A 21,001-nucleotide genomic window follows, 5' to 3' on the forward strand; every position below is an offset into this window, starting at 1 on the left:
CCGGGCACCGGGGCTACCCCGCCCACTCCTCGTACGACGAGAAGGCCCGCAGCACCCCCGGGCTCACAAACCGGTGCTCGCGCCCCGTGACCGGATCGGTGAACTCCAGGACCCGCGCCAGCAGTTGGAGCGGACGCCGGAAGTCACCGGCCGCCACGGGGCCGGTGACCACCGGATAGAGGGGATCGCCGAGGATCGGCACCCCCAACGCGCTCATGTGCACCCTCAGCTGGTGCGTCTGCCCGGTACTCGGTATCAGCCGGTACCGGGCACGCCCGTACTTGTGCTCCAGCAACTCGATCCGGCTGACGGCGTTGGGCTCGCCCTCGACCTCGCGGGCCGCGACGACCCCGCGCTCCTTCACGATCCGGCTGCGCACGGTGCGCGGCAGCACCAGCACGGGGTCGTACGGCGCCACCGCCTCGTACTCCTTCGCCACCCGCTTGTCCCGGAACAGCGACTGGTACGCACCGCGCTCCTCGGGCCGCACGGTGAACAGCACCACCCCGGCCGTGAGCCGGTCCAGCCGGTGCGCCGCGCCCAGCGTGGGGACGCCCAACTGCCGCCGCAGCCGCGCCAGGGCCGTTTCGGCGACATGGCTGCCACGCGGGGTGGTGGCCAGGAAGTGCGGTTTGTCGGCCACCACGATGTGCTCGTCCCGGTACATGACGTCGACCGCGAACGGCACCCGCTCCTCCTCGGGCAGCTCCCGGTGGAACCACACGAACATTCCCGGCACGTACGCCATGTCCCGCGACACCGGACGTCCGGTGACGTCCACGATCAGCCCCGCGTCGAGCATTGTGTCGATCACCCCGGCCCCGGCCGCGAGCCGCGCCACGAGATGGTCCCGCACCGTCGCCCACTGCTCCCCGGCCGGCAGCCGCACGCGCACCGGATCCACCCCGTCGCGCTGCGGCAGGGGAGAGGGCGGGGGCGGAGTACGGCGTCTCATCACGATCAAGCGTACGAGGGGGCACCGACAGCCGGGCCAGGTGATCAGCCGGTCGAGGCGATGCCGAAAAGCGTTGTGCCCTGCCCGGGGCCCGTTGGCAGGATGCTGGGCATGCCCTACCTCAACAGCGCGGTCCTCTCCGCCGGCGCCCTCGCCCGGCACTCACAGCCGACGATCCCCACCGCCGACGGCCTGCTCCTGCGCCCCTGGACGGCCAAGGACGCCCCGGCCGTCTACGAGGCATTCCAGGATCCGGTCATACATCAGTGGCACGTCCGCGCGGCCGGCTCACTGGACGAGGTCCGCGGGTGGATCGACGAGTGGCGGCAGGAGTGGGAGAAGGAGGAGAAGGCGCAGTGGGCCGTCGCCGACGCGGACACCGACCGGCTGCTGGGTCGCGTGGCCCTGCGGAGCATCCTGCTGGAGGACGGCTCGGCCGAGGTCGCGTACTGGACCGTCGCGGCGGCCCGAGGGCAGGGCGTCGCAGCACGCGCGACGACGGCCCTCAGCCGCTGGGCCCTGGACGAGATCGGCTTCCACCGCCTCGAACTCATGCACGCCGTCCGTAACGTGCCGTCCTGCCGTGTCGCCGCCAAGACCGGGTTCGCCCTGGAGGGCACCAAACGCAGCGCCCTCCTCCACCAGGACGGCTGGCACGACATGCACCTGCACGCGCGCGTGCGGGGCGACTGACCCTCCACGCGTGTGCGTGCACGGCGGATCGGTCCCGTGCTCGGTGCGACGGAGCTGAAGCAGTCCGACGACGGTCGGGGTCAGGCGGCCGACCGGTAGCGGTCGGTGGCCTTGTGCCAGTGGTAGGAGCCTGCTGCCCAGCCCTGTATGGCCCGGGCGTGCCGCAGCACGGCACGCCGGGTGTGCTGATCCGTGTGCAGATCGTGCAGCGTCTGCGGGAGATCGGTCCTGACGGTTTCGTCCAGTGTCCTGACACGGCCTGTCAGGATGCGGTCGACAAGGGATACCCCCTCGTGCAGGGGTATGTCGTGCAGTTCGCACGCCACCTGCACGATGTTGTTCCTGGCGACGCCCTCGCGGACTTCCTTGGGGTAGGACACGATGTCGTTGTGCAGATCGACGGTGTCCCGGAACGCGTTGGTCAGTACCGTGAACGGGCGGGTTTCCCGTATGTCCTCGGTGATCTCCCAGCCGAGTGAGTGCTCCATCAGCAGTGCGCTGCACCCGGCCGCCCCGTAGTCGCGGCGCATCTCCGTCTGCTCTATGAGGTCGGGGAACCGATGGCGCGTGAGGTTGTCCGTCTCCCACAGCGATGCTTCCAGGAACTGTCGTACGGACCTGGTGTACAGGACCTGCCACGAGGTTGAGGCCGAGGGTGCTGTGCGGTGCCACAGGTCTGCCAGAGCGCGTTCCAGCGGCTGCTCCGGGGCCGGGCCCGAGCCGTGTGCCGCCACTGGCAGGAAGGCCATCAGCCGCTCGATGCGCCGCAGGATCTGCTCCCGGTCGTCGAGAGCTTCACACCAGGGGAGGAAGACGTCGTCAAGGCACCAGATGACGCTGTGCCAGCCCGACAGCAACTCCAGTTCCTCGGCGGAGGCGTGGGGATAGGTCAGGGCGGTGAAGTGAGTGAAGTCAGCCCGGTCGAAGATCTCGGCACTCCACCCGCCGTGGGGCGAGTCGCTGTGCTGAGGCTTCAGCAGACCCAGTGAGCGGGCCCAGGTGCGAACGCGCGGACGGACGTCCTCCAGGTGCGGGTTCACCCTTGCCCGGAACGGCATGTAGAACGAAGGTAACTGGAAGATGTCCGTCACGGCTGCCTCCTGTGTGGTAGCGGCGTGCTTCGGCGCTGCCGTCCGTCCTGTATCGACGGCGTCCAGGCCGCGCCCAGGTCCACGGACTGTGCACTGTGCCCCCTGCGCTGCGACTGCCCCGCCGCCGAATCGTGCACGAACTGGGCGGTCAGGTCGAGAATCCTCGGTGAGCATCCCGATGACCTCGTTGACGGTAAACAGACGGTCCTTTCCGGCCGAATTTGTGCCCCCATGCGACCGCATCGGGCCGATACTACGACCGGATGGGGTCTGGCTCCAGAGCTGTGTTCCCGGGCCCCAGGGCGTTGCGCATCGCCAGCCAGCCAGCCAGCCAGCCAGCCAGCCAGCCAGTCCGGCCAGCCAGTCCGGCCCGGCGGCTTGGGGAGCCGTCGTGGAGGTCCCGGGTCACGCTGCCGCCCGTCGCGGGCATGCGGCTGCCCAGTGCGCCACCTGTGCCGGGCGCGTCTTCGGCAGCCGGCTCGGAAAAGCCTGCTAGTGAGTAGTTTCCGGGAGAGGCAGGGCAGTTTCCGCGGCGGGGCGCAGGCCTTGTGCGCGCGTCAGTCGGTACAGGGCTCCGCCCCCTACCGTGACCAGCAAGAACAACACCGTGAACCACTGGAAGTACCAGTGTCCGCCCGCCGGGTCGTACACCTCCGCGCGCGGCCAGGCCAGGTTGACGGTCATGAAGAGGCCGTAGACGAGGGCCAGGGCGTTGACCGGGACGCCCCAGCGGCCGAGGGAGAAGAGGGGCCTGCCCGTCTCGTCCGCGCCCTCGACGGCGAAGGTGCCCCGCAGGCGGCGGACCAGCAGCGGTCCGGTCACCATCGCGTACGCCAGGTAGAGCATCACGATGCAGGTGGTGCCGATGGCGAGGAAGGCCTCCGGCGAGGCGAAGTTGAGAAGCAGGAGGGCCGCCGCGAGGACGCCGACGACCACGGCGGGGGCACTGGGCATGCCGGTGCGCGGGTTCACCTTGGCGAGTCGCCCGGCGAAGGGAAGCTGGCCGTCGCGGGCCATGGAGAAGAGCATGCGGCAGGCCGCCGTCTGGATCGCGAGGGTGGCCACCGCGATCGCGACCACGACGTCCGCGAGCAGGAACCGGCCCACACCGTCGCCGAGGCTGCTGGTCAGGACGTAACTGAGGCCGTCCACGCCCAGCTTCCCGTCCGTGAGACTGGGCGCGGCGAGCAGCCCGCCGAGCACGATCAGGCCACCCAGCAGTCCGGCCGCGCCGAGTGCGGTGAGGATCGTACGAGGCGCGGTGCGGCGTGGGTTGCGGGTCTCCTCGCTCATCTCGCCCGCGCTGTCGAAGCCGATCATCACGTACGCCGCCGTGAACGAGCCCACCAGCAGGGCGCCGAAGAGTCCGGTGTCGCCCCCCGCGGTGTGGAACGTGATGCCGGGGGAGCGCTCGGAGTGGGTCAGCAGGAGGACGATGATCAGGACGGCGCCGATGATCTCGGCGGTCACGCCGACGCGGTTGATCACCGACATCACACGGTTGTCGACGACGTTCACGAGTGTGGTGAGCGCCAGAAGGATCACGCCCAGGACGGCCGCGTTGGCCGCTCCGGTGGCGGACGTGGGGGCCGGGTCGCCCCCGACGATCTGGAAGCCCGACCAGATCGGAGGCATCACCATCTGCAGGGCGAGTGCCGCCGCCGCGACCACCACGATCTGCCCGATCACCATGATCCAGCCGGCGAACCAGCCGAAGGTGAGGTTCGACAGGCGTGACGACCACTGGTAGATCGCGCCCGAGATCGGATAGCGGGCGGCCAGCTCCGCGAAGCACGCGGCCACCAGCAACTGGTCGATCAGCACCACGGGCCAGGTCCAGAAGAAGACGGGACCGCCGAACGCGTACCCGAAGGCGAAGAACTGGAAGACGGTCGTCAGGACCGAGATGAAGGAGAACCCGGCGGCGAACGAGGCGTACCTGCCCAGGCTGCGGTGCAGCTCCTGGCGGTAGCCGAACTCCCGCAGGGAGCGGTCGCCGGGTGACTCCGGTGGATCGGGGCGGACATTGGCCGGGGCGGTGCTTGTCATGGCGGCAACCTGCTTTCGCACAGCGCGCGAGAGTTCCTGTCGGGTGACAGAAATTAGGGAGGGGCCGTTTCGGCGGTGTCACGCGGTGATGTCCGGGCCGGGCCCAATTCCTCACGCCCGTGCGGGCCAAGCCATACGCGATACATCGTGTCTATTGACCGGCTCCTGCGGGACGCGATATGTTCGTGCACGGATATTCGGTCACGAGGTGATCGAGACGGTCGAGATGGCCGAGGTGATGGGAGAGGGGGTGTGTCCGATGGCGGGCAGGCGTCGCAGGCTGAGTAATCCGCTGGCCCTGGCGGTGCTGGTGCTGCTCATGGAGAAGTCGATGCATCCGTACGAGATCGCACAGACTCTCCGTCGTCGCGGCAAGGACAGCAGCACGAAGATCAACTACGGCTCCTTGTACACCGTGGTCCAGAACCTCGAAAAACACGGCCTCGTGGAGGTCGCCGAGGTCCAGCGGCAGGGCAACCGCCCTGAGCGCACCCTCTACGGGATAACGGAGGCAGGCCGGGAGGAGGCCACCGAGTGGCTGTCCGACCTGCTGGCGGTCCCCGCCCGTGAGTACCCGATCTTCGAGACCGCGCTCTCGCTCGTGGGTGTCCTCCACCCCGACGACGTGGCGCGGCTGCTCGAAGAGCGGCTCTCGCGCCTGGAGGTGCAGGTGGCGAGCGCACGCGGTGCGCTGGAGAAGCTGTACGAGACGCTGCCGCGCCTCTTCCTCGTCGAGACCGAGTACCAGGCGCACATGGTCGAGGCGCAGGCGGAGTGGGTCCGCGGGCTCCTGCGGGAGCTCAACGACGGCTCACTGCCCGGCGTCGAGGCGTGGCGGACGTTCCACGAGACCGGGGAGGCACCTCCGGAGTTCCAGGACTTGGAGGACCGTCACGTCGAGCAGTAGCGACAGAAGAAGCCGAGCAGTAGCGGCAGAAGTCGAGCACTGGCGGGAGTAGAAGCGGACCCCGGCAGGGCTGTTGCAGCAGCCCCGCCAGGGTCTCGAACCCCGAGCTGACTCCGCCGTGCGGCGGGCCGGGCGATCGAGGTGCGGCACACCCAGAATACCCGGCTCTCCTCACGTGGATCAGTTCGACGATCCATCGTCCAGCAGGGACGCGTCGTCATCCGCGTCCTGCGTTGTCACAGGAGAGCAGTCGTCATGAGTACCCGTGCGCCCGCAGTCGTGGCGCGTCAGCTGACCAAGACCTATCCAGGCGATGTCACCGCCCTGTGCGGCATGGACGTCACCGTCGAACCGGGCACCGTCTTCGGGCTCCTCGGGCCGAACGGCGCCGGGAAGTCCACCACCGTCAAGATCCTCACCACCCTGGCCCGCCCCGACTCGGGCACCGCCGCGGTCGCGGGCCATGACGTGCTGCGCCACCCGGACCGGGCGCGCCGCGCGATCGGTGTCGTCGCACAGAGCTCGGGCGCCGACCCGGTGGCCACGGGCCGGGAGAACCTCCGACTCCAGGGCAGGATCTACGGATTGAAGGGCGCCGAGCTGAACTGCCGTGTCGATGAATTGCTGGCGCGCTTCACGCTCACCGACTCCGCGCGGCGCCCCGTCAAGACGTACTCGGGCGGTATGCGGCGCCGCCTCGACGTGGCGCTCGGACTGGTCCACCGCCCCCAGGTGCTGTTCCTCGACGAGCCCACCACCGGGCTCGACCCCGAGGCCCGCACGGCGATGTGGGACGAGATCGCCCGCCTCGCGGGCGACGAGGGCCTCACCATCCTGCTCACCACGCACTACCTGGAGGAGGCCGACCGCCTCGCCGAGCGCATCGCCATCGTCGACCGCGGCCGGGTCGTGGTCGAGGGCACTCCTGACGAGCTGAAGGGTGAACTCCGCGGCGACGCCGTCCACATGGAACTCCGCGATCCGATCGGCGAAGCCGGCCGTACGCTGCTCCGGGGCGCCCTGGCCGGACTCCCGGGCGTGCACGAGGTGCTCTTCGGCACCGTGCGCTCCCGCGGGATCAGCGTCCGTGCCGACGACGGGGCGGCCGCGATGCCCATCCTGCTCGGGGAGTTGGAGCGGGTGGGGGTAGCCGTGGCCGCGGCGACGGTCGCCCGGCCCTCGCTCGACGACGTGTACCTGCGCTACGCGGGCCGCCGTTACGCAGAGGCCGAGGCCGAAGGCGCCGGGGAGCGGGTCCTGGCCGGGGCGGGAGGTGCGCGATGAGCACCGCCGTCACCCAGACCTGGTACATGACCGAGCGTCAGCTCACGGTGTTCCTGCGTCAGCCCGCGTATCTGCTGATCACGCTGATCCAGCCGGTGGTGTGGCTGTTCCTGTTCGGCAGCCTCTTCAAGGAGGTCGTCGAGCTCGGCGGCTTCGGCACCACCTCGTACCTGGACTACCTCGTCCCGGGCGTCGTGGTGATGAGCGCGCTCAGCTCCAACATGTGGGCAGGCATGACCACACTGGACGAGATCCAGCGAGGGACGCTCAACCGCTTCCTGACCACCCCGGTCAGCCGGGCCGCGCTGATGAACGGCAACGTCGTGAGCAACGGGCTGGTCACCGCGCTCCAGTCGCTCGTCATCGTGCTGCTCGGGCTGCTGGGCGGTGCCGACTACCCGGGCGGGCCCGGCGGTGTCCTGGTGCTGGTCGTCGCTTCCGTGCTGCTGGGCACGGTCTTCGCGGCGCTGTCCAACGCACTGGGCATGCTCGTCCAGGAGCGGGAGTCCATCGTCGGCATCAACACGTTCCTGCTGCTGCCGCTGACATTCCTGTCCACGGCCTTCATGGCCGAGGACAGGATGCCCTCGTGGATGCGTCACATCGCCGACTTCAACCCGCTCAACTGGGCGATGGTGGCGGGCCGTTCGGCACTGTCCGAGCAGCCCGACTGGAGTGAGGTGGCCGTCCGCGGCGGAGCACTGCTCGCGCTCGCCGTGGCGGCGGTGTGGTTGTCCATACGGACGTTCCGGTCGTACCAGCGGTCGGTGTAACGCCCGGTTGCTGCGGTTGCTGCGGTTGCTGCGGTCGGTGCCGTTGCTGCCGTTGCTGCCGTCGCTGGGGGCGAACCGCCGTTCAGGAGGCGGCTGCCGACCCGCGGCCGCCTCCCCGAGCGGGATCAGGCGGTCGCGGAGGCGCCCTCCTGCTCCTCCTCCACCTTTGCGTTCCACTCCCGCTTGGTCGCCTGCCAGTTGTCCTCGTTGTGCCCGAGCCGCCAGTAGCCGGAGAGCGACAGGTCCTCGCGCGGGACCTGGCGCTCGACGCGCAGCAACCGGCGCAGTTCCTTCACGAACCCCGCCTCGCCGTGGACGAAGGCGTGCAGGCGGCCCTCGGGGAACTCCAGCGCGCGGACGGCCTCGACGAGCGCCTCACCGACGGGGCGGTCCCCGCGGTGCAGCCAGACGACCTCCACGTCGGAAGCGATCTTCTGCTCCTCGTCGGCGTCGGAGACCTCGACGAAGGCGTGAACCCTGGCCCCGTCGGGCATCGCCTCCAGCGAGGCGGCGATCGCGGGCAACGCGCTCTCGTCCCCGGCGAGCAGATGCCAGTCGGCGTCCGGGTTCGGTGCGTAGGCACCGCCGGGGCCCAGCAGCCGGACGAGCTCGCACGGCTGGACCCGCGCGGCCCAGGGGCCCGCGAGGCCCGCGTCGCCGTGCACCACGAAGTCCAGGGTGATCTCGTGCAGTTGGGGGTCCCAGGCACGCACGGTGTACGTCCGGGTCACGGGCCACTGCTCGCGCGGGAACTCCGCACGGACCCGCTCCATGTCGAAGGGCTCCGGGTAGGTCACTCCGTCCGGGCCGAAGAGCAGCTTCACATAGTGGTCGGTGCTGCCCCTGGTGGCGAACTCGGCGAGACCCTCGCCGCCGAGGACGACGCGCTGCATGTGCGGGGTCAGCCGCTCGGTGCGGACGACTCGCGCGGAGTGGGGCTTCGGGGTCCTGCGTACCGGACGCTCTGCCATGGCAGCCTCCCAAATGTGTAGCTTAGGCTTGCCTAAGTTAACATCTTCCCTCTGGAGACACCCCACGCTTGAAGTGTCTTTGCCAACGAGGGGTTTGATCCGCCCGCCCCCGAGGAGCTCCCGCACGCCCCGAGTACCTCGCGGCCACGGCACGTATTCGTGCGGGTGAAGCCGGGTGAGGCCGGGTGAAGCCTGAACAGGCAGCCCAACAGACAACCAGACATACGAGTATCGCCCACACGACTATCCCCGGCACGGTGTGAGGGCCACATGAGGAGTGCCGCCCACCCTCGCGGCGTGCGCGAACCGGTCAGATCCGCAGCGTCGTGAGCAGTCGCTGCAGTGAACCGCCCAGGCCCCAGCGCGCGGCGAGCGCGTCCAGTTCCGCCGGGTCCCGCGGTTCGCGCGGGAGTGTCGTGTCCACGTCGGGCAGGGGTACGTCGCCGGCGACCCGGACGACCCGTGGAGCGACCGCCAGATAGGGCCGCGCCTCGTCGAGCCTCTTGCGCTGGGACGGCGTGAGCTTGGCCGACGGGTCGTCGATCGCCGTCATGATCCCGGCCAGGTCCCCGAACTCGGCCAGCAGCTTCGCCGCCGTCTTCTCGCCGATGCCCGGCACTCCGGGCAGCCCGTCGCTGGGGTCGCCGCGCAGCAGCGCCAGATCCGCGTACCCGCCGCCGTCCACCCCGTACTTCTCGCGCAGCACCGCCTCATCGGTGAGCTGGAGCGTGCCGACGCCCTTGAGCGGGTACAGCACGCGGACACCACGGGCGTCGTCGACCAGCTGGTACAGGTCGCGGTCGCCGGTGACGATGTCGACCGGGCCCTTCGCCCGCGCCGTGTACGTACCGATCACGTCGTCCGCCTCGTACCCCTCGACGCCCACGCGCGCGATGCCCAGTGTGTCCAGGACGTCCTCGATGACCGGCACCTGCGGCGACAGGGTGTCCGGCACCTCCTCCTCGTCCGGGCCCACCTCGTGCTCCTCGGCCACTCGGTGCGCCTTGTAGGAGGGGATCAGGTCGACCCGCCACTGGGGCCGCCAGTCCGCGTCCATGCAGGCCACCAGGTCGTCGGGGTGGTGGTCCTTGACCAGGCGGTCGATGAAGTCGAGCAGCCCGCGCACGGCGTTCACGGGTGTGCCGTCCGGGGCCTTCACGGAGTCCGGCACCCCGAAATAGGCGCGGAAGTACAGCGAGGCGGTGTCGAGGAGCATCAGGCGTCGGGTCACCTTCCGCATCATGCCGTACGGCACCGACAGCGGGCGTCCCACGCATCCCGCCGGCACCGGGCGGTACCGGGCGGCACGGGGTGAAGGCCGTGTGAACTGGGACACTCATGCGTTTGCACTGCTCGGACCGGGGCAGGCGCGGGCCCGGAGCAGGATCGGTTACGCCTTCAACCACTTGGTTGGGCGGGATCCGCCGGATCGTGAACAGCGACCGGGCGGAGCGTGTGCACGCACCGGGCCCGGCGGGCGGAACCCGCCACGCTCCACGGCCTGCCCGCGGGGGAGACGGGCCGTTCTGGTGCCAGACGAGAGGTTTACGTGTCATCCAGGCTTGAGGCCGAGAACCTGTACAAGGTCTTCGGCAGACGACCCGACGAGGCGGTGGAACGGCTCCGCCGTGGAGCCGACCGCGAGGAACTGCGTGCCGAGGGCACCACCGCAGCCGTGATCGACGCCTCCTTCACGGTGGAACCGGGCCAGATCTTCGTCGTCATGGGCCTGTCGGGGTCCGGGAAGTCGACGCTGCTGCGCATGCTCAACGGGCTGCTGGAGCCCACCGCGGGCCATGTGCGCTTCGACGGCCAGGACCTCACCGCGATCGGAGACCGCGAGCTGCGCGAGGTCCGCTCGAAGAAGATCAGCATGGTCTTCCAGCACTTCGCGCTGTTCCCGCACCGCAGCGTCCGCGAGAACGCCGCCTACGGCCTGGAAGTGCAGGGCGTGCCCCGCGCCGAGCGCGAGCGCCGCGCCGACGAGGCGCTCGCCCTGTGCGGCCTGGCCGGCTGGGAGAAGTCCTGGCCCGACGAACTGTCCGGCGGTATGCAGCAGCGCGTGGGCCTGGCCCGCGCCCTCGCCACCGACGCCGACCTGCTGCTCATGGACGAGTCCTTCAGCGCCCTCGACCCGCTGATCCGCCGCGACATGCAGGACCAACTGCTCGAACTGCAGACGACTCTCAAGAAGACCATCGTGTTCATCACGCACGACCTCAACGAGGCCATGCGCCTGGGCGACCGCATCGCCGTCATGCGCGACGGCCGCATCGTCCAGACCGGTAGCGCCGAGGACATCCTGATCCGCCCGGCGGACGACTACGTGGCCTCCTTCATCCAGGACGTCGACCGCTCGCGCGTGCTGACCGCGGGCGCCGTCATGGACCGGGACGTCCGCGGCGACGAGGCCGACTGCGGCTGCGAGACGGCGACGCCCGACACTCCGTTCACCGAACTGTGCGCGATCAGCGCCCGCCTGTCGCACCCCGTCGCGGTGCTGGACGGCACAGACGGCGAGGACGGCGAACGTGAGCTCGTCGGCGTCGTACCGCGGCAGCGGCTCGTTGGATTCCTCGGCGACCAGCAGGGCGGGTCCGCGCCCTGTGACCGCCCGCGCGACGGGAAGGAGACGGCCCGTGCCTAGGCTTCAGCTCGGCGACTGGGTCGACGACGGCGTCAACTGGCTCGTCGACCACATGTCCTGGCTCTTCGACGCCATCAAGACGGTCGTCGAGGGCATGTACGACGGCATCAACACCGTCCTGACCGCCCCCGAACCCCTCCTCCTCGCGGGCATCCTGGCCGTTCTCGCCTGGTGGCTGCGCGGGCTGGTCGCGGGCGCCCTCGCGTTCGCCGGGTTCGCGCTCATCGACTCGCTCGACCTGTGGGACCGGGCCATGTCGACCCTGTCCCTGGTTCTGGTGGCGACGGTCATCGCGCTGGTGATCTCGGTACCGATCGGTATCTGGGCCGCGCGTTCGAAGGCCGTCAGCACTGCTGTCCGGCCCGTCCTGGACCTCCTCCAGACGATGCCGTCCATGGTGCTGCTGATCCCGGCGATCCTGTTCTTCGGCATGGGCGTGCCCGCCGGTGTCGTGGCGACCCTGATCTTCGCGCTCGCCCCCGGCGTCCGCATGACCGAGCTCGGCATCCGCCAGGTCGACGCGGACCTGGTCGAGGCGGCCGAGGCGTTCGGCACCACACCGCGCAACACCCTGCTGCGCGTACAGCTGCCGCTCGCCCTCCCGACGATCATGGCGGGCGTCAACCAGGTGATCATGCTGGGCCTGTCCATGGTTGTCATCGCCGGCATGGTCGGCACCGGCGGCCTCGGTGGCGCGGTCAACGAGGCCATCGGCCAGCTCGACATCGGCCTCGGCTTCGAGGCGGGCCTCGGTATCGTCGTCCTCGCGATCTACCTCGACCGTGTGACAGGCGCCCTCGGCGCCCAGATCTCCCCGCTGGGCCGCCGCGCCGCCGCCAAGGCCCGCGCGGCCGGCACGACCAAGGCATGGAACTACCGGCCGCGCCCCTCCGTCGCCGTCGCAGGTGTGGCCATCCTTGCGCTCGTCGCGGGCGGCATGGGCGTCTTCGGCAGCAGCTCGCAGACCGCCGAGGCCACCGCCGGGAACATCGGCCAGGGCAAGAAGATCAGCATCGGCTACATCCCCTGGGACGAGGGCATCGCCTCGACCTACCTCTGGAAGGAGCTCCTGGAGCAGCGCGGCTTCGACGTCACCACCACCCAGTACACCGCCGGCCCGCTGTACACGGGCCTGGCCACGGGCCAGATCGACTTCCAGACGGACTCCTGGCTGCCTGTCACGCACGCCGAGTACTGGAAGAAGTACGGCAAGCAGCTCGACGACCTGGGCAAGTGGTACGGCCCCACGTCCCTGGAGATCTCCGTCCCGTCGTACGTGAAGGGCGTCGAGTCCATGGAGGACCTCAAGGGCAAGGCGTCGACGTTCAAGGGCAAGATCATCGGCATCGAGCCGAGCGCCGGCATGATGGGCCTGCTCAAGGACAAGGTCCTCAAGGAGTACGGCCTGGAGGGCGAGTACGAGGTCGTGGACGGCTCGACGCCCGCCATGCTCGCCGAGCTGAAGCGCGCGTACGCCAAGAAGGAGCCGATCGCCGTCACGCTGTGGTCCCCGCACTGGGCGTACAGCGACTACGACCTCACCAAGCTCAAGGACCCGAAGGTCGCCTGGGGCGAGGGCGACGGCGTGCACACCCTGTCCCGCAAGGGCTTCGCCGAGGAGAACCCCGAGGTCGGCCGCTGGCTGGAGGACTTCTCGATGACCGAGGAGCAGCTCACCGGCCTGGAGGCGCAGATCCAGAAGGCGGGCAAGGGCAAGGAACCGCAGGCCGTCCGGACCTGGCTGAAGGAGAACCCCGGACTGGTGGACAAGTGGGTGCCGGTCGCGCAGTCGCAGGGGAAGAGCGAGGCGGCGGCCGCCGAATGAACGGAACGAGCCGGGTGAGCCGAACGAATCCGGTGAACTGAACGAGTCCGGTGAACTGAACCGGCGACCGGCGACCGGCGACCGGCGACCGGCGACCTGACCGGCGAGGGGTGGAGTGCGCGCTGTTTGGCGCACTCCACCCCTCCGGCGTTCCGGGACACAGCAACATTCCGGGGTACGAGTCAGATCCGGCCAACCACATCGAGGTCCGCGGCCACGTGGGCTTCAGGGGCGTGCCGGCCGAACGCCGACCGCGTGTACGACGCGCCTCGCGCCCGCGTGCACCCGCGTCCTACCACGCCGGCTGAGCCGGGAGAGCCCGGACAACACCACGACACTGGGCGACATGGCCGAGCCGGTGGGGCGCCGCCGGGCGCCCCCGCGACACGGTCAGCCAATGCACGCTACTCTGCGCGACTTCACAACCGGGCAGGCCACGGCGGACAATCGACTCGACTGCGCCCCGGCAGCCCGAGGGCCGGTGGCGACATGGGCGACCGCGTACGCCTCCGGCTCGGCGGCGCGGAGCCGGTAGTGATCGGAGGCCGGCGGTGGCACCACGACTTTGCCGCCCCGTGGGCGTACGCCCACGGGTCCAGGACCGGACGCGCCGACCGGACGGCCACCCATACCCAGGGCGGCGGCGAAGCCGCCGCCAACCGGTCCGGGATCCTCCGCACCGACCCGGAGGGGCGTCCCGCGCCCCTGGTCAGCCGCTTCGCCCCGCCGGACGGCGGTGCGGCGGTGCAGGCGGATCGGCCTCCCCGCTGGCGTGAACTGTGACCCTGACCGTCGCTCGGTGTGTCAGCGATGTGACGGACGTATGAAACGGTTTGCCGAACATGCGTAGGGTGCAGAGAACTCATCAGAAGGCGTACGCCGGATGAGTAGCGGAACAGTGGTGTATCAGTAACGGCTGTACCAATGGGGGCAGCCGTATCGAGCAGCGGCCGACCGACGAGCGAAGGAGGGAGCCGGAGCGATGGGCGACCACAAAGAACAGCCCCTTCGGGTGGGCGCGGCTGTCCGGCGGCGGCGCCGGACACTGGAGCTCACGCTCGCCGTCGTGGCCGAACGCAGCGGACTGTCGGTTCCCTTCCTCAGCCAGGTCGAGAACGAGCGGGCACGGCCCAGCAAGCCGTCCCTGGAGCGCATCGCCGACGCGCTCGGCACGACGGCCGTCGAACTGCTCGCCGCGGCCGACCCGGCGTGCAGCGTCGACGTGGTGCGTGCCGACACGGAGGCCATCGCGCCGACGGAGTCCAGCACGCGCTCTCTGGTGCGCGGACACCACCAGCTGCATGCGATGGAGTTCACCGGTGACCACGACGAGGGCCGGGAAGTCCAGCACCGCAACGACGAGTTGATGTACGTGGCCGACGGGGCCGTCGAGGTCGAGGCGGAGGGCCGCGCCCACCGGCTGGGCCGTGGTGACACGCTGTACCTGACCGGCGGCGTACGGCACCGGTGGCGGGCCACGGTGCCCGACACCCGCGTGATCGTGGTGGCCGTGGCGGACCACATCGAGGCCCTGGAGGACCGGCACCGGCGCGGTGGGTGACCATCGTGCTCCGTGTCGTCTCCCTCGTCCCCTCCCTGACCGAGGCCGTGGCTGTCTCGGCGCCCGGCGTGCTGGTCGGCGCGACCGACTGGTGCACCCACCCCGCCGGTCTTGACGTCGTACGGATCGGCGGTACCAAGAACCCGAAGACCGAGAGGATCGTCGGGCTGTCACCCGATCTGGTGATCGCCAACGAGGAGGAGAACCGCGAGCCCGACCTGACCGCTCTGCGGGAGGCGGGCGTCGAGGTCCTCGTCACCGAGGTACGGGACGTGCCGCAGGCCTTCCGCGAGCTGGAGCGGGTGCTGCGGGCGTGCGGGACGCCGACACGGCCACGATGGCTGGATGAGGCGGAGGAGGCCTGGTCCCGGCTGCCGTCTCCCGAACACCGCAGGACCGCCGTGGTGCCGATCTGGCGCCGTCCCTGGATGGTCCTCGGCCGGGACACCTTCGCGGGGGATGTCCTGGAGCGGCTCGGCGTGGACAACCTGTACGCGGCGCACGCGGACCGTTACCCCCGCGTCCCCGTCGATGACCTGCGGGCCGCCGGGCCGGACGTCGTCGTCCTGCCCGACGAGCCGTACCGCTTCACCGCCGACGACGGGCCCGAGGCGTTCGCCGGAGTGCCGTGCGCACTCGTCGGCGGGCGTCATCTCACCTGGTACGGGCCGTCGCTGGCGGAGGCACCGCGGGTGCTGGCCCAGGCGCTGCGAGCAACTCACCGCTGATGCGAGCAACTCACCGCTGACCGGGCCACCGGGCTCCACCAGGGTTCCCGCGAACGTGAGGCATAAGCTGGGTTTATGGGCAAGGGCAGAGCTGAGGAGCAGACGGGCGGAGGCGCCGCACCGCGCGGCGGGCTCGCGCACCGGGTGCCGGATCTCGGGGCGCTGGAGCTGTTGCTGGCCGTGGCACGGCTCGGGTCGCTCGGGAGAGCCGCGCGGGAGCTGGGCGTCACCCAGCCCGCGGCCAGCAGCCGGATCCGTTCCATGGAACGGCAGCTCGGCGTGGCCCTGGTCGACCGGTCACCTCAGGGTTCGCGGCTCACGGACGCGGGCGCCCTGGTCACGGACTGGGCGCGACGGGTCGTGGAGGCGGCCGAGGCATTCGACGCGGGGGCACAGGCGCTCAGGGACCGGCGGGACTCCCGGCTGCGTGTCGCGGCGAGCATGACGATCGCGGAGTACCTGCTGCCGGGCTGGCTCATCGCACTGCGCGCGCAGCGGCCGGACACGGCGGTGTCGCTGCTCGCGGGCAACTCGGCGGTCGTCGCGGAGCGGCTGCTGGCGGGGGAGGCGGACCTGGGTTTCGTGGAGGGGGTGAGCGTCCCCGGGGGCCTGGACTCGGCGGTCGTCGCCCACGATCATCTGATCGTGGTGACCGCGCCGCGGCATCCGTGGGCCCGGCGCCGCAGGCCGCTGGACGCGGGCGAGCTGGCCGCGACTCCGCTGATCCTCCGTGAGGAGGGTTCCGGTACGCGCCAGGTTCTGGACGCGGCGCTGGGAGGTCTGGCGCGGCCACTGATCGAGTTGTCCTCGACGACCGCGGTCAAGGCGGCGGCGGTGAGCGGTGCGGGGCCCGCCGTACTGAGCGAACTGGCCCTCGGCGAGGAACTGTCCGCCCGGCGCCTGGTGAGTGTTCCCCTGAACGGTGTCCACCTACGGCGGGCCCTACGAGCGGTGTGGCCCACGGGACATCGGCCCACGGGACCGGGGCGGGACTTGCTGGCGCTGACCCGGAGCCGGGCGGGGTGACGGAGCTGGGGCGCACCTGGGTTTTCCTCGCCCCCGCCGCCCCTACCCAGTCCCGTCCCTTCCCTGGGGCTGCCGCCCCCAGACCCCCGCATCGGCCTGAACGGCCTCGTCCTCAAACGCCGGACGGGCTGAATACCCAGCCCCTCCGGCGTTTGAGGAGCGGGGGTCCTGAGGCTGGCCCCCGAACGGGGTCCGGGGCGGAGCCCCGGAGGAGGGGGCGAGGGCGGCGCCCTGAACTATGGGGCCGTGGGGCGGAGCCCCGGAGGATGGGCAGGCGGCGCGCCTCCGAAAACCGGGGGTCCAGGGTGCGGAGCTCCCTTGGCCGGGGTCGAAAGGGGCGGAGCCCCTGGGGATGGGAAGGGTAGGGGCCCCTGGGGATGGGAAGGGCAGGGGTGGCGGGGGCGAGGAACGTGGTGACAGAAAAAGCAGTGGAGCCTGCCTCACCGCACCCCGCACGATGCTGGACATGACCTCCTCCGCCCCACCCGCCGTAGGTGTACGGACATCCTGGGAAGCCCTCCCCGCCGCGGTGCGCGCCGTCATCGCGGACATGCTCGGCGCACCCGTCGTACAGGCGGTCACACAGACGGGCGGGTTCTCCCCCGGTGTGGCCGCGCGGGTGACCACGGCCGGCGGACGGCGCGCGTTCGTGAAGGCGGTGAGCGCGGAGGTCAACCCGGTCAGCCCGGAGATGCACCGCGAGGAGGCGCGGTACGCCGCGGCCCTGCCCCTCGGCGTCCCCGCGCCCCCGCTCCTCGGCTCGTACGACGACGGCACCTGGGTCGCGCTCGTCTTCGAGGACGTGGCGGGGCGGCAGCCACACGTGCCGTGGCACGAGAGGGAGCTGGCGCTCGTGCTGGACGCCGTGGGAGAGCTGAGCCGGGCGCTCACGCCCGCACCCCTCGACGCCCCGTCCGTCGTCGAGTACCTGGCTGACGGTTTTCAGGGGTGGCAGCAGATGATCGACGACGGAGACCGCGGAGAGGGACTTGATCCCTGGACCGCGAGTCACCTGTCGTACCTCGCTGAGCTCGCCCTCCCCTGGACCGACCTTGCCGTCGGCGACACGCTCGCCCACGGTGACCTGCGAGCCGACAACATTTTGCTCACGGCGGACGGCCGCGTCGTGTTCGTGGACTGGCCGCACGCACGGCGAGGGGCCGCGCCCTGGTTCGACCTGCTGATCATGCTGCCGTGCGTGAGGGCGCAGGGCGGTCCCGACCCGGAGGAGGTGTTCACGGCACATCCGCTGGGGCGAGTCGCCGAGCCTGACGCGGTCACCGCCACTCTGGCGGGTTTCGCCGGGTTCATGATCAGAAACTCCCGGCAGCCCCCGCCACCCGGCATCCCGACCCTGCGCGCCTTCCAGCGGGCGCAGGGCGAGGCCGCGCTTCAGTGGCTCAGGAAGCGGCTCGGGTGAGGGCGCGCATCACTCGGGTGTCCTCGCCCATCTCCGGGTGCCACTGGACGCCCAGCACCCAGGCCTGACCGGGCAGCTCGACCGCCTCCACTGTCCCGTCGTCCGCGTGCGCCGACGCGACGAGGCCCTCGCCGAGGCGGTCCACTGCCTGGTGGTGATAGGTCGGCACGGCGGTCTCCTCGGGCGCGATGTCCGCGTACAGGGTGCCGGGCACGGGCTTCACCGTGTGGTGCCCGAACACGCCGACCTGGGTGACGTGATCGTCCAGGTGCTGGATCAGCGTTCCGCCGAGGGCCACGTTGAGGAGCTGCATACCACGGCAGATGCCCAGGAGCGGGGTACCCGCGGCCAGCGCGGCGCGGATCAGGGCGAGCTCCCAGGCGTCGCGTTCCGGCGCGGGCGGACCGGTGCGCGGGGAGCGCTCGGCGCCGTAGCGGGCGGGGTCGACATCGGGGCCGCCCGCGATCACCAGGCCGTCGAGGCGGGCGACCATCGTGGCGGCGTACGACGGATCGTCCGGCGGCAGCATCGCGGCCAGCCCGCCCGCCGCCTGGACGAGCCGCGGGTAGCCGGCCGGCAGTAGCGCGGCCTCGAGCTCCCAGACGCCCCAGCGTGCTCCGGACTCCAGATACGTACTCACACCGATCAGCGGCCTGGCCACGCGGTTCTCCCTCACGCTCAAGAGGACGCGTCCTCAATGGGGCACATTCATACCTTTGCCGGGGCGCACGATGGAAGGCAAGTCCGGCCCAGGCCAAGCTCCACCCGCTCACCCCGGCCCGCCCCCTCAAGCCAAAAGCCCCGCAACAGCGCCCCTGTCCCCGCGCAGTGCTCCCGCATCATCTCCCGCGCCCCGTCCGCGTCGCCCTCCAGCACCGCCTCGACGATCGCGGCGTGCTGCCGCTGGGAGTGCTCCAGGTTCCGGACCAGCAGGGGGATGCAGTCCAGCAGGTCGTTGACCGTCGCGCGGACTGACGCGTACTGGGCCGTGAGGGACGGGGAGCCGCTCAGCTCGGCGAGGGTGAGGTGGAGGAGGGTGTCCAGGCGGCGGTACTCGGTCAGGGGCGCGTCCCGGGTGCGGGCCAGCGCCTCGCGGAGGCGATCCGCCTGTTCGGCGGTCAGGCCGTGGGACGCGCACAGCCCGGCCGCGCCCACATCCAGGACCTCGCGGAAACGCAGCACGTCCTCGATGTCGGTCCTCTCGACGCGGCGCCGCAGCTCGTCCTCGCCGCCCGCGTCGTTGCGGGGGAGCACGAACGTGCCGCCGTACCGTCCGCGCCGCGACTCCACCAGCCCCTCGTCCTGGAGCACCTTGAGTACCTCGCGGAGGGTAACCCGGCTGATCCCGAGGCGCTCGGCCAGCTCCCGCTCCGCGGGCAGCCGCTCGCCGCCGGGCACCAGGCCCAGCCGTACGACCTGCAGGATCTGCTCCAGGGCCTCCTCGAAGCCGTTGCCCGCCCGTACCGGCCGCAGCACCGGGGCCAGTCCGTCGTCCGGGCCGCCGTCAGGATGCGCCGACATCTCGCTGTGCCCCCTTCCCAAGCAATGGTTCTCCGCAATACCTTATGGCTCTCGGTCCGAGTGAAGAAGCCGTAAGCAGCCAGCCGTAAGAAGCCCGAGAAGCCCAAGAAGCACGACGCCCGGCCGACGGCGCGCGCAGCAACGCGAAGAAGCCCGAAGGAGGCCCTCCTGTGGCAGACCGCACACCCCCGCTCGGTGTCGAGGAGCTGCACGCCCTCGTCGCGGGTGGCGAGATCGACACCGTCGTCCTGGCCTTCCCGGACATGCAGGGGCGTCTCCAGGGCAAGCGGTTCGCCGCGCGTTTCTTCCTCGACGAGGTACTTGAGCACGGCACGGAGGGCTGCAACTACCTGCTCGCCGTCGACACCGAGATGAACACCGTCGACGGATACGAGATGTCCTCCTGGGACCGGGGCTACGGCGACTTCGCCATGCACCCCGACCTGAGCACACTGCGCCGGGTGCCCTGGAACGAGGGCACGGCGATGCTGATCGCGGACCTCGCCTGGAACGACGGCTCACCGGTCGTGGCCGCTCCCCGGCAGATCCTGCGCCGGCAGCTGGACCGCCTCGCCGAGCTCGGTTACACCGCCCAGGTCGGCACCGAGCTCGAATTCATCGTCTTCAAGGACACCTACGAGCAGGCCTGGGACACCGGCTACCGGGGACTCACCCCGGCCAACCAGTACAACATCGACTACTCGGTGCTCGGCACCGGCCGCATCGAACCCCTGCTGCGGCGGATCAGGAACGAGATGGCGGCGGCAGGCCTGACCGTCGAGTCCGCCAAGGGCGAGTGCAACCCCGGCCAGCACGAGATCGCCTTCAAGTACGACGAGGCCATGGTCACCTGTGACCAGCACGCCGTCTACAAGACCGGCGCCAAGGAGATCGCCGCCCAGGAGGGCGTGTCGCTGACCTTCATGGCCAAGTACAACGAGCGCGAGGGCAACTCCTGCCACATCCACCTGTCGCTGGCGGACGCGCAGGGGACGAACGCCATGGCCGGTACCGCGGCCGACCCCGGCGGCATGTCGCCCGTCATGCGGCACTTCCTCGCCGGACAGCTCGCCGCGCTCCGGGACTTCGCGCTGCTGTACGCGCCCAACATCAACTCGTACAAGCGGTTCCAGCCGGGGTCCTTCGCCCCGACAGCCGTCGCCTGGGGCCACGACAACCGGACGTGCGCGCTCCGGGTCGTCGGGCACGGCCGCTCCCTACGGTTCGAGAACCGGCTCCCGGGCGGCGACGTCAACCCGCACCTCGCCGTCGCGGGCATGGTCGCGGCCGGACTGTACGGCATCGAACAGGAGCTGGAGCTTCCCGAGGCATGTCCCGGGAACGCCTACGCCGCCGACTACGCGCATGTGCCCACCACCCTGCGCGAGGCAGCCGAACTCTGGGAGAACAGCCCCATCGCCAAGGCCGCCTTCGGCGACGAGGTGGTCGCGCACTACCGCAACATGGCGCGCGTCGAGCTGGCGGCCTTCGACGCCGCGGTGACCGACTGGGAGCTGCGCCGCTCCTTCGAACGCATGTGAGAGGTCCTT

At 70.6% G+C, this 21,001-nt stretch carries 18 protein-coding genes and 1 pseudogene; 12 read left to right on the forward strand and 7 right to left on the reverse strand.

What is annotated here, in order from left to right:
* Window positions 1–13 precede the first annotated feature (13 nt).
* Complete coding sequence (locus E0500_RS35300) at window positions 14–955, reverse strand: RluA family pseudouridine synthase (RefSeq protein WP_131560834.1); 942 nt, start codon at window positions 953–955, stop codon at window positions 14–16.
* A 111-nt stretch (window positions 956–1,066) separates the two neighbouring features.
* On the opposite strand from E0500_RS35300, the gene E0500_RS35305 reads away from it, so the two are divergent.
* Window positions 1,067–1,648 (forward strand): GNAT family N-acetyltransferase, encoded by a 582-nt coding sequence (locus E0500_RS35305; RefSeq protein ID WP_131560835.1) that lies wholly within the window; start codon window positions 1,067–1,069, stop codon window positions 1,646–1,648.
* Between the two features lie 80 nt (window positions 1,649–1,728).
* On the opposite strand, the gene E0500_RS35310 is transcribed toward E0500_RS35305, so the two are convergent.
* Both E0500_RS35310 and E0500_RS35315 read right to left on the reverse strand, forming a co-directional pair.
* Window positions 1,729–2,739, reverse strand: a complete 1,011-nt coding sequence (locus E0500_RS35310; protein WP_131560837.1) for a terpene synthase family protein — start codon at window positions 2,737–2,739, stop codon at window positions 1,729–1,731.
* A gap of 492 nt (window positions 2,740–3,231) precedes the next feature.
* Window positions 3,232–4,788, reverse strand: a complete 1,557-nt coding sequence (locus E0500_RS35315) for an amino acid permease (protein ID WP_131560839.1) — start codon at window positions 4,786–4,788, stop codon at window positions 3,232–3,234.
* A gap of 259 nt (window positions 4,789–5,047) precedes the next feature.
* Between E0500_RS35315 and E0500_RS35320 the strand changes: the two genes are divergently transcribed.
* The 3 genes from E0500_RS35320 to E0500_RS35330 all read left to right on the forward strand — a co-directional run bounded on the left by E0500_RS35320 (window position 5,048) and on the right by E0500_RS35330 (window position 7,752).
* Window positions 5,048–5,695, forward strand: coding sequence for a PadR family transcriptional regulator (locus tag E0500_RS35320; protein ID WP_131560861.1), 648 nt, complete (start codon window positions 5,048–5,050; stop codon window positions 5,693–5,695).
* A gap of 255 nt (window positions 5,696–5,950) precedes the next feature.
* Window positions 5,951–6,979, forward strand: a complete 1,029-nt coding sequence (locus E0500_RS35325; protein ID WP_131560841.1) for an ATP-binding cassette domain-containing protein — start codon at window positions 5,951–5,953, stop codon at window positions 6,977–6,979.
* A complete protein-coding gene (locus tag E0500_RS35330; protein WP_131560842.1) occupies window positions 6,976–7,752 on the forward strand; it encodes an ABC transporter permease in 777 nt (258 codons plus the stop codon). The genes E0500_RS35325 and E0500_RS35330 overlap by 4 nt, the downstream gene beginning before the upstream one ends.
* Before the next feature lie 125 nt (window positions 7,753–7,877).
* Here E0500_RS35330 and E0500_RS35335 read toward each other — a convergent pair whose 3' ends face one another.
* Together E0500_RS35335 and E0500_RS35340 are read right to left on the reverse strand one after the other, a co-directional pair.
* Window positions 7,878–8,723 (reverse strand): siderophore-interacting protein, encoded by an 846-nt coding sequence (locus E0500_RS35335; protein ID WP_131560844.1) that lies wholly within the window; start codon window positions 8,721–8,723, stop codon window positions 7,878–7,880.
* Between the two features lie 310 nt (window positions 8,724–9,033).
* A complete protein-coding gene (locus E0500_RS35340) occupies window positions 9,034–9,963 on the reverse strand; it encodes a 5'-3' exonuclease (protein ID WP_220141660.1) in 930 nt (309 codons plus the stop codon).
* A gap of 309 nt (window positions 9,964–10,272) precedes the next feature.
* On the opposite strand from E0500_RS35340, the gene E0500_RS35345 reads away from it, so the two are divergent.
* The 7 genes from E0500_RS35345 to E0500_RS35375 all read left to right on the forward strand — a co-directional run bounded on the left by E0500_RS35345 (window position 10,273) and on the right by E0500_RS35375 (window position 17,930).
* A complete protein-coding gene (locus E0500_RS35345) occupies window positions 10,273–11,370 on the forward strand; it encodes a glycine betaine/L-proline ABC transporter ATP-binding protein (RefSeq protein ID WP_131560846.1) in 1,098 nt (365 codons plus the stop codon).
* Window positions 11,363–13,195, forward strand: a complete 1,833-nt coding sequence (locus E0500_RS35350) for an ABC transporter permease/substrate binding protein (protein WP_131560847.1) — start codon at window positions 11,363–11,365, stop codon at window positions 13,193–13,195. Before E0500_RS35345 ends, E0500_RS35350 begins: the two co-directional genes overlap by 8 nt.
* A 489-nt stretch (window positions 13,196–13,684) precedes the next feature.
* Window positions 13,685–13,978 (forward strand): hypothetical protein, encoded by a 294-nt coding sequence (locus E0500_RS35355; protein WP_131560849.1) that lies wholly within the window; start codon window positions 13,685–13,687, stop codon window positions 13,976–13,978.
* 199 nt (window positions 13,979–14,177) lie between these two features.
* Complete coding sequence (locus E0500_RS35360; RefSeq protein ID WP_131560851.1) at window positions 14,178–14,756, forward strand: helix-turn-helix domain-containing protein; 579 nt, start codon at window positions 14,178–14,180, stop codon at window positions 14,754–14,756.
* A gap of 2 nt (window positions 14,757–14,758) precedes the next feature.
* A complete protein-coding gene (locus E0500_RS35365) occupies window positions 14,759–15,484 on the forward strand; it encodes a helical backbone metal receptor (protein WP_131560865.1) in 726 nt (241 codons plus the stop codon).
* Window positions 15,485–15,559: 75 nt separating this feature from the next.
* Window positions 15,560–16,510: a LysR family transcriptional regulator gene (locus E0500_RS35370; protein ID WP_181587339.1), complete on the forward strand. Its 951-nt coding sequence runs from the start codon at window positions 15,560–15,562 to the stop codon at window positions 16,508–16,510.
* Window positions 16,511–16,976: 466 nt separating this feature from the next.
* Window positions 16,977–17,930, forward strand: a complete 954-nt coding sequence (locus E0500_RS35375) for an aminoglycoside phosphotransferase family protein (protein WP_131572321.1) — start codon at window positions 16,977–16,979, stop codon at window positions 17,928–17,930.
* Here E0500_RS35375 and E0500_RS35380 read toward each other — a convergent pair.
* Together E0500_RS35380 and E0500_RS35385 are read right to left on the reverse strand one after the other, a co-directional pair.
* On the reverse strand, window positions 17,911–18,591 hold the full coding sequence (locus E0500_RS35380; protein WP_131572322.1) for a gamma-glutamyl-gamma-aminobutyrate hydrolase family protein: 681 nt from the start codon (window positions 18,589–18,591) through the stop codon (window positions 17,911–17,913). The two genes, E0500_RS35375 and E0500_RS35380, sit on opposite strands and share 20 nt — an antisense overlap.
* Before the next feature lie 134 nt (window positions 18,592–18,725).
* Window positions 18,726–19,451 (reverse strand): annotated as a pseudogene (locus E0500_RS35385) (FadR/GntR family transcriptional regulator); the annotation flags it as partial.
* A 170-nt stretch (window positions 19,452–19,621) separates the two neighbouring features.
* Here E0500_RS35385 and E0500_RS35390 point away from each other — a divergent pair.
* Window positions 19,622–20,992, forward strand: a complete 1,371-nt coding sequence (locus tag E0500_RS35390; protein ID WP_131571956.1) for a glutamine synthetase family protein — start codon at window positions 19,622–19,624, stop codon at window positions 20,990–20,992.
* Window positions 20,993–21,001 lie beyond the last annotated feature (9 nt).

Source organism: Streptomyces sp. KM273126 (assembly GCF_004337435.2).
GTDB lineage: Bacteria > Actinomycetota > Actinomycetes > Streptomycetales > Streptomycetaceae > Streptomyces > Streptomyces acidicola.

What these genes read in the sequence shown, in the direction of transcription:
- E0500_RS35370 (WP_181587339.1), top strand. Translation starts at nt 15,560, where the DNA reads ATGGGCAAGGGCAGAGCTGAGGAGCAGACGGGCGGAGGCGCCGCACCG.
- E0500_RS35330 (WP_131560842.1), top strand. Translation starts at nt 6,976, where the DNA reads ATGAGCACCGCCGTCACCCAGACCTGGTACATGACCGAGCGTCAGCTC.
- E0500_RS35305 (WP_131560835.1), top strand. Translation starts at nt 1,067, where the DNA reads ATGCCCTACCTCAACAGCGCGGTCCTCTCCGCCGGCGCCCTCGCCCGG.
- E0500_RS35320 (WP_131560861.1), top strand. Translation starts at nt 5,048, where the DNA reads ATGGCGGGCAGGCGTCGCAGGCTGAGTAATCCGCTGGCCCTGGCGGTG.
- E0500_RS35315 (WP_131560839.1), bottom strand. Translation starts at nt 4,788, where the DNA reads ATGACAAGCACCGCCCCGGCCAATGTCCGCCCCGATCCACCGGAGTCA.
- E0500_RS35375 (WP_131572321.1), top strand. Translation starts at nt 16,977, where the DNA reads ATGACCTCCTCCGCCCCACCCGCCGTAGGTGTACGGACATCCTGGGAA.
- E0500_RS35355 (WP_131560849.1), top strand. Translation starts at nt 13,685, where the DNA reads ATGGGCGACCGCGTACGCCTCCGGCTCGGCGGCGCGGAGCCGGTAGTG.
- E0500_RS35300 (WP_131560834.1), bottom strand. Translation starts at nt 955, where the DNA reads ATGAGACGCCGTACTCCGCCCCCGCCCTCTCCCCTGCCGCAGCGCGAC.
- E0500_RS35360 (WP_131560851.1), top strand. Translation starts at nt 14,178, where the DNA reads ATGGGCGACCACAAAGAACAGCCCCTTCGGGTGGGCGCGGCTGTCCGG.
- E0500_RS35335 (WP_131560844.1), bottom strand. Translation starts at nt 8,723, where the DNA reads ATGGCAGAGCGTCCGGTACGCAGGACCCCGAAGCCCCACTCCGCGCGA.
- E0500_RS35325 (WP_131560841.1), top strand. Translation starts at nt 5,951, where the DNA reads ATGAGTACCCGTGCGCCCGCAGTCGTGGCGCGTCAGCTGACCAAGACC.
- E0500_RS35340 (WP_220141660.1), bottom strand. Translation starts at nt 9,963, where the DNA reads ATGCGGAAGGTGACCCGACGCCTGATGCTCCTCGACACCGCCTCGCTG.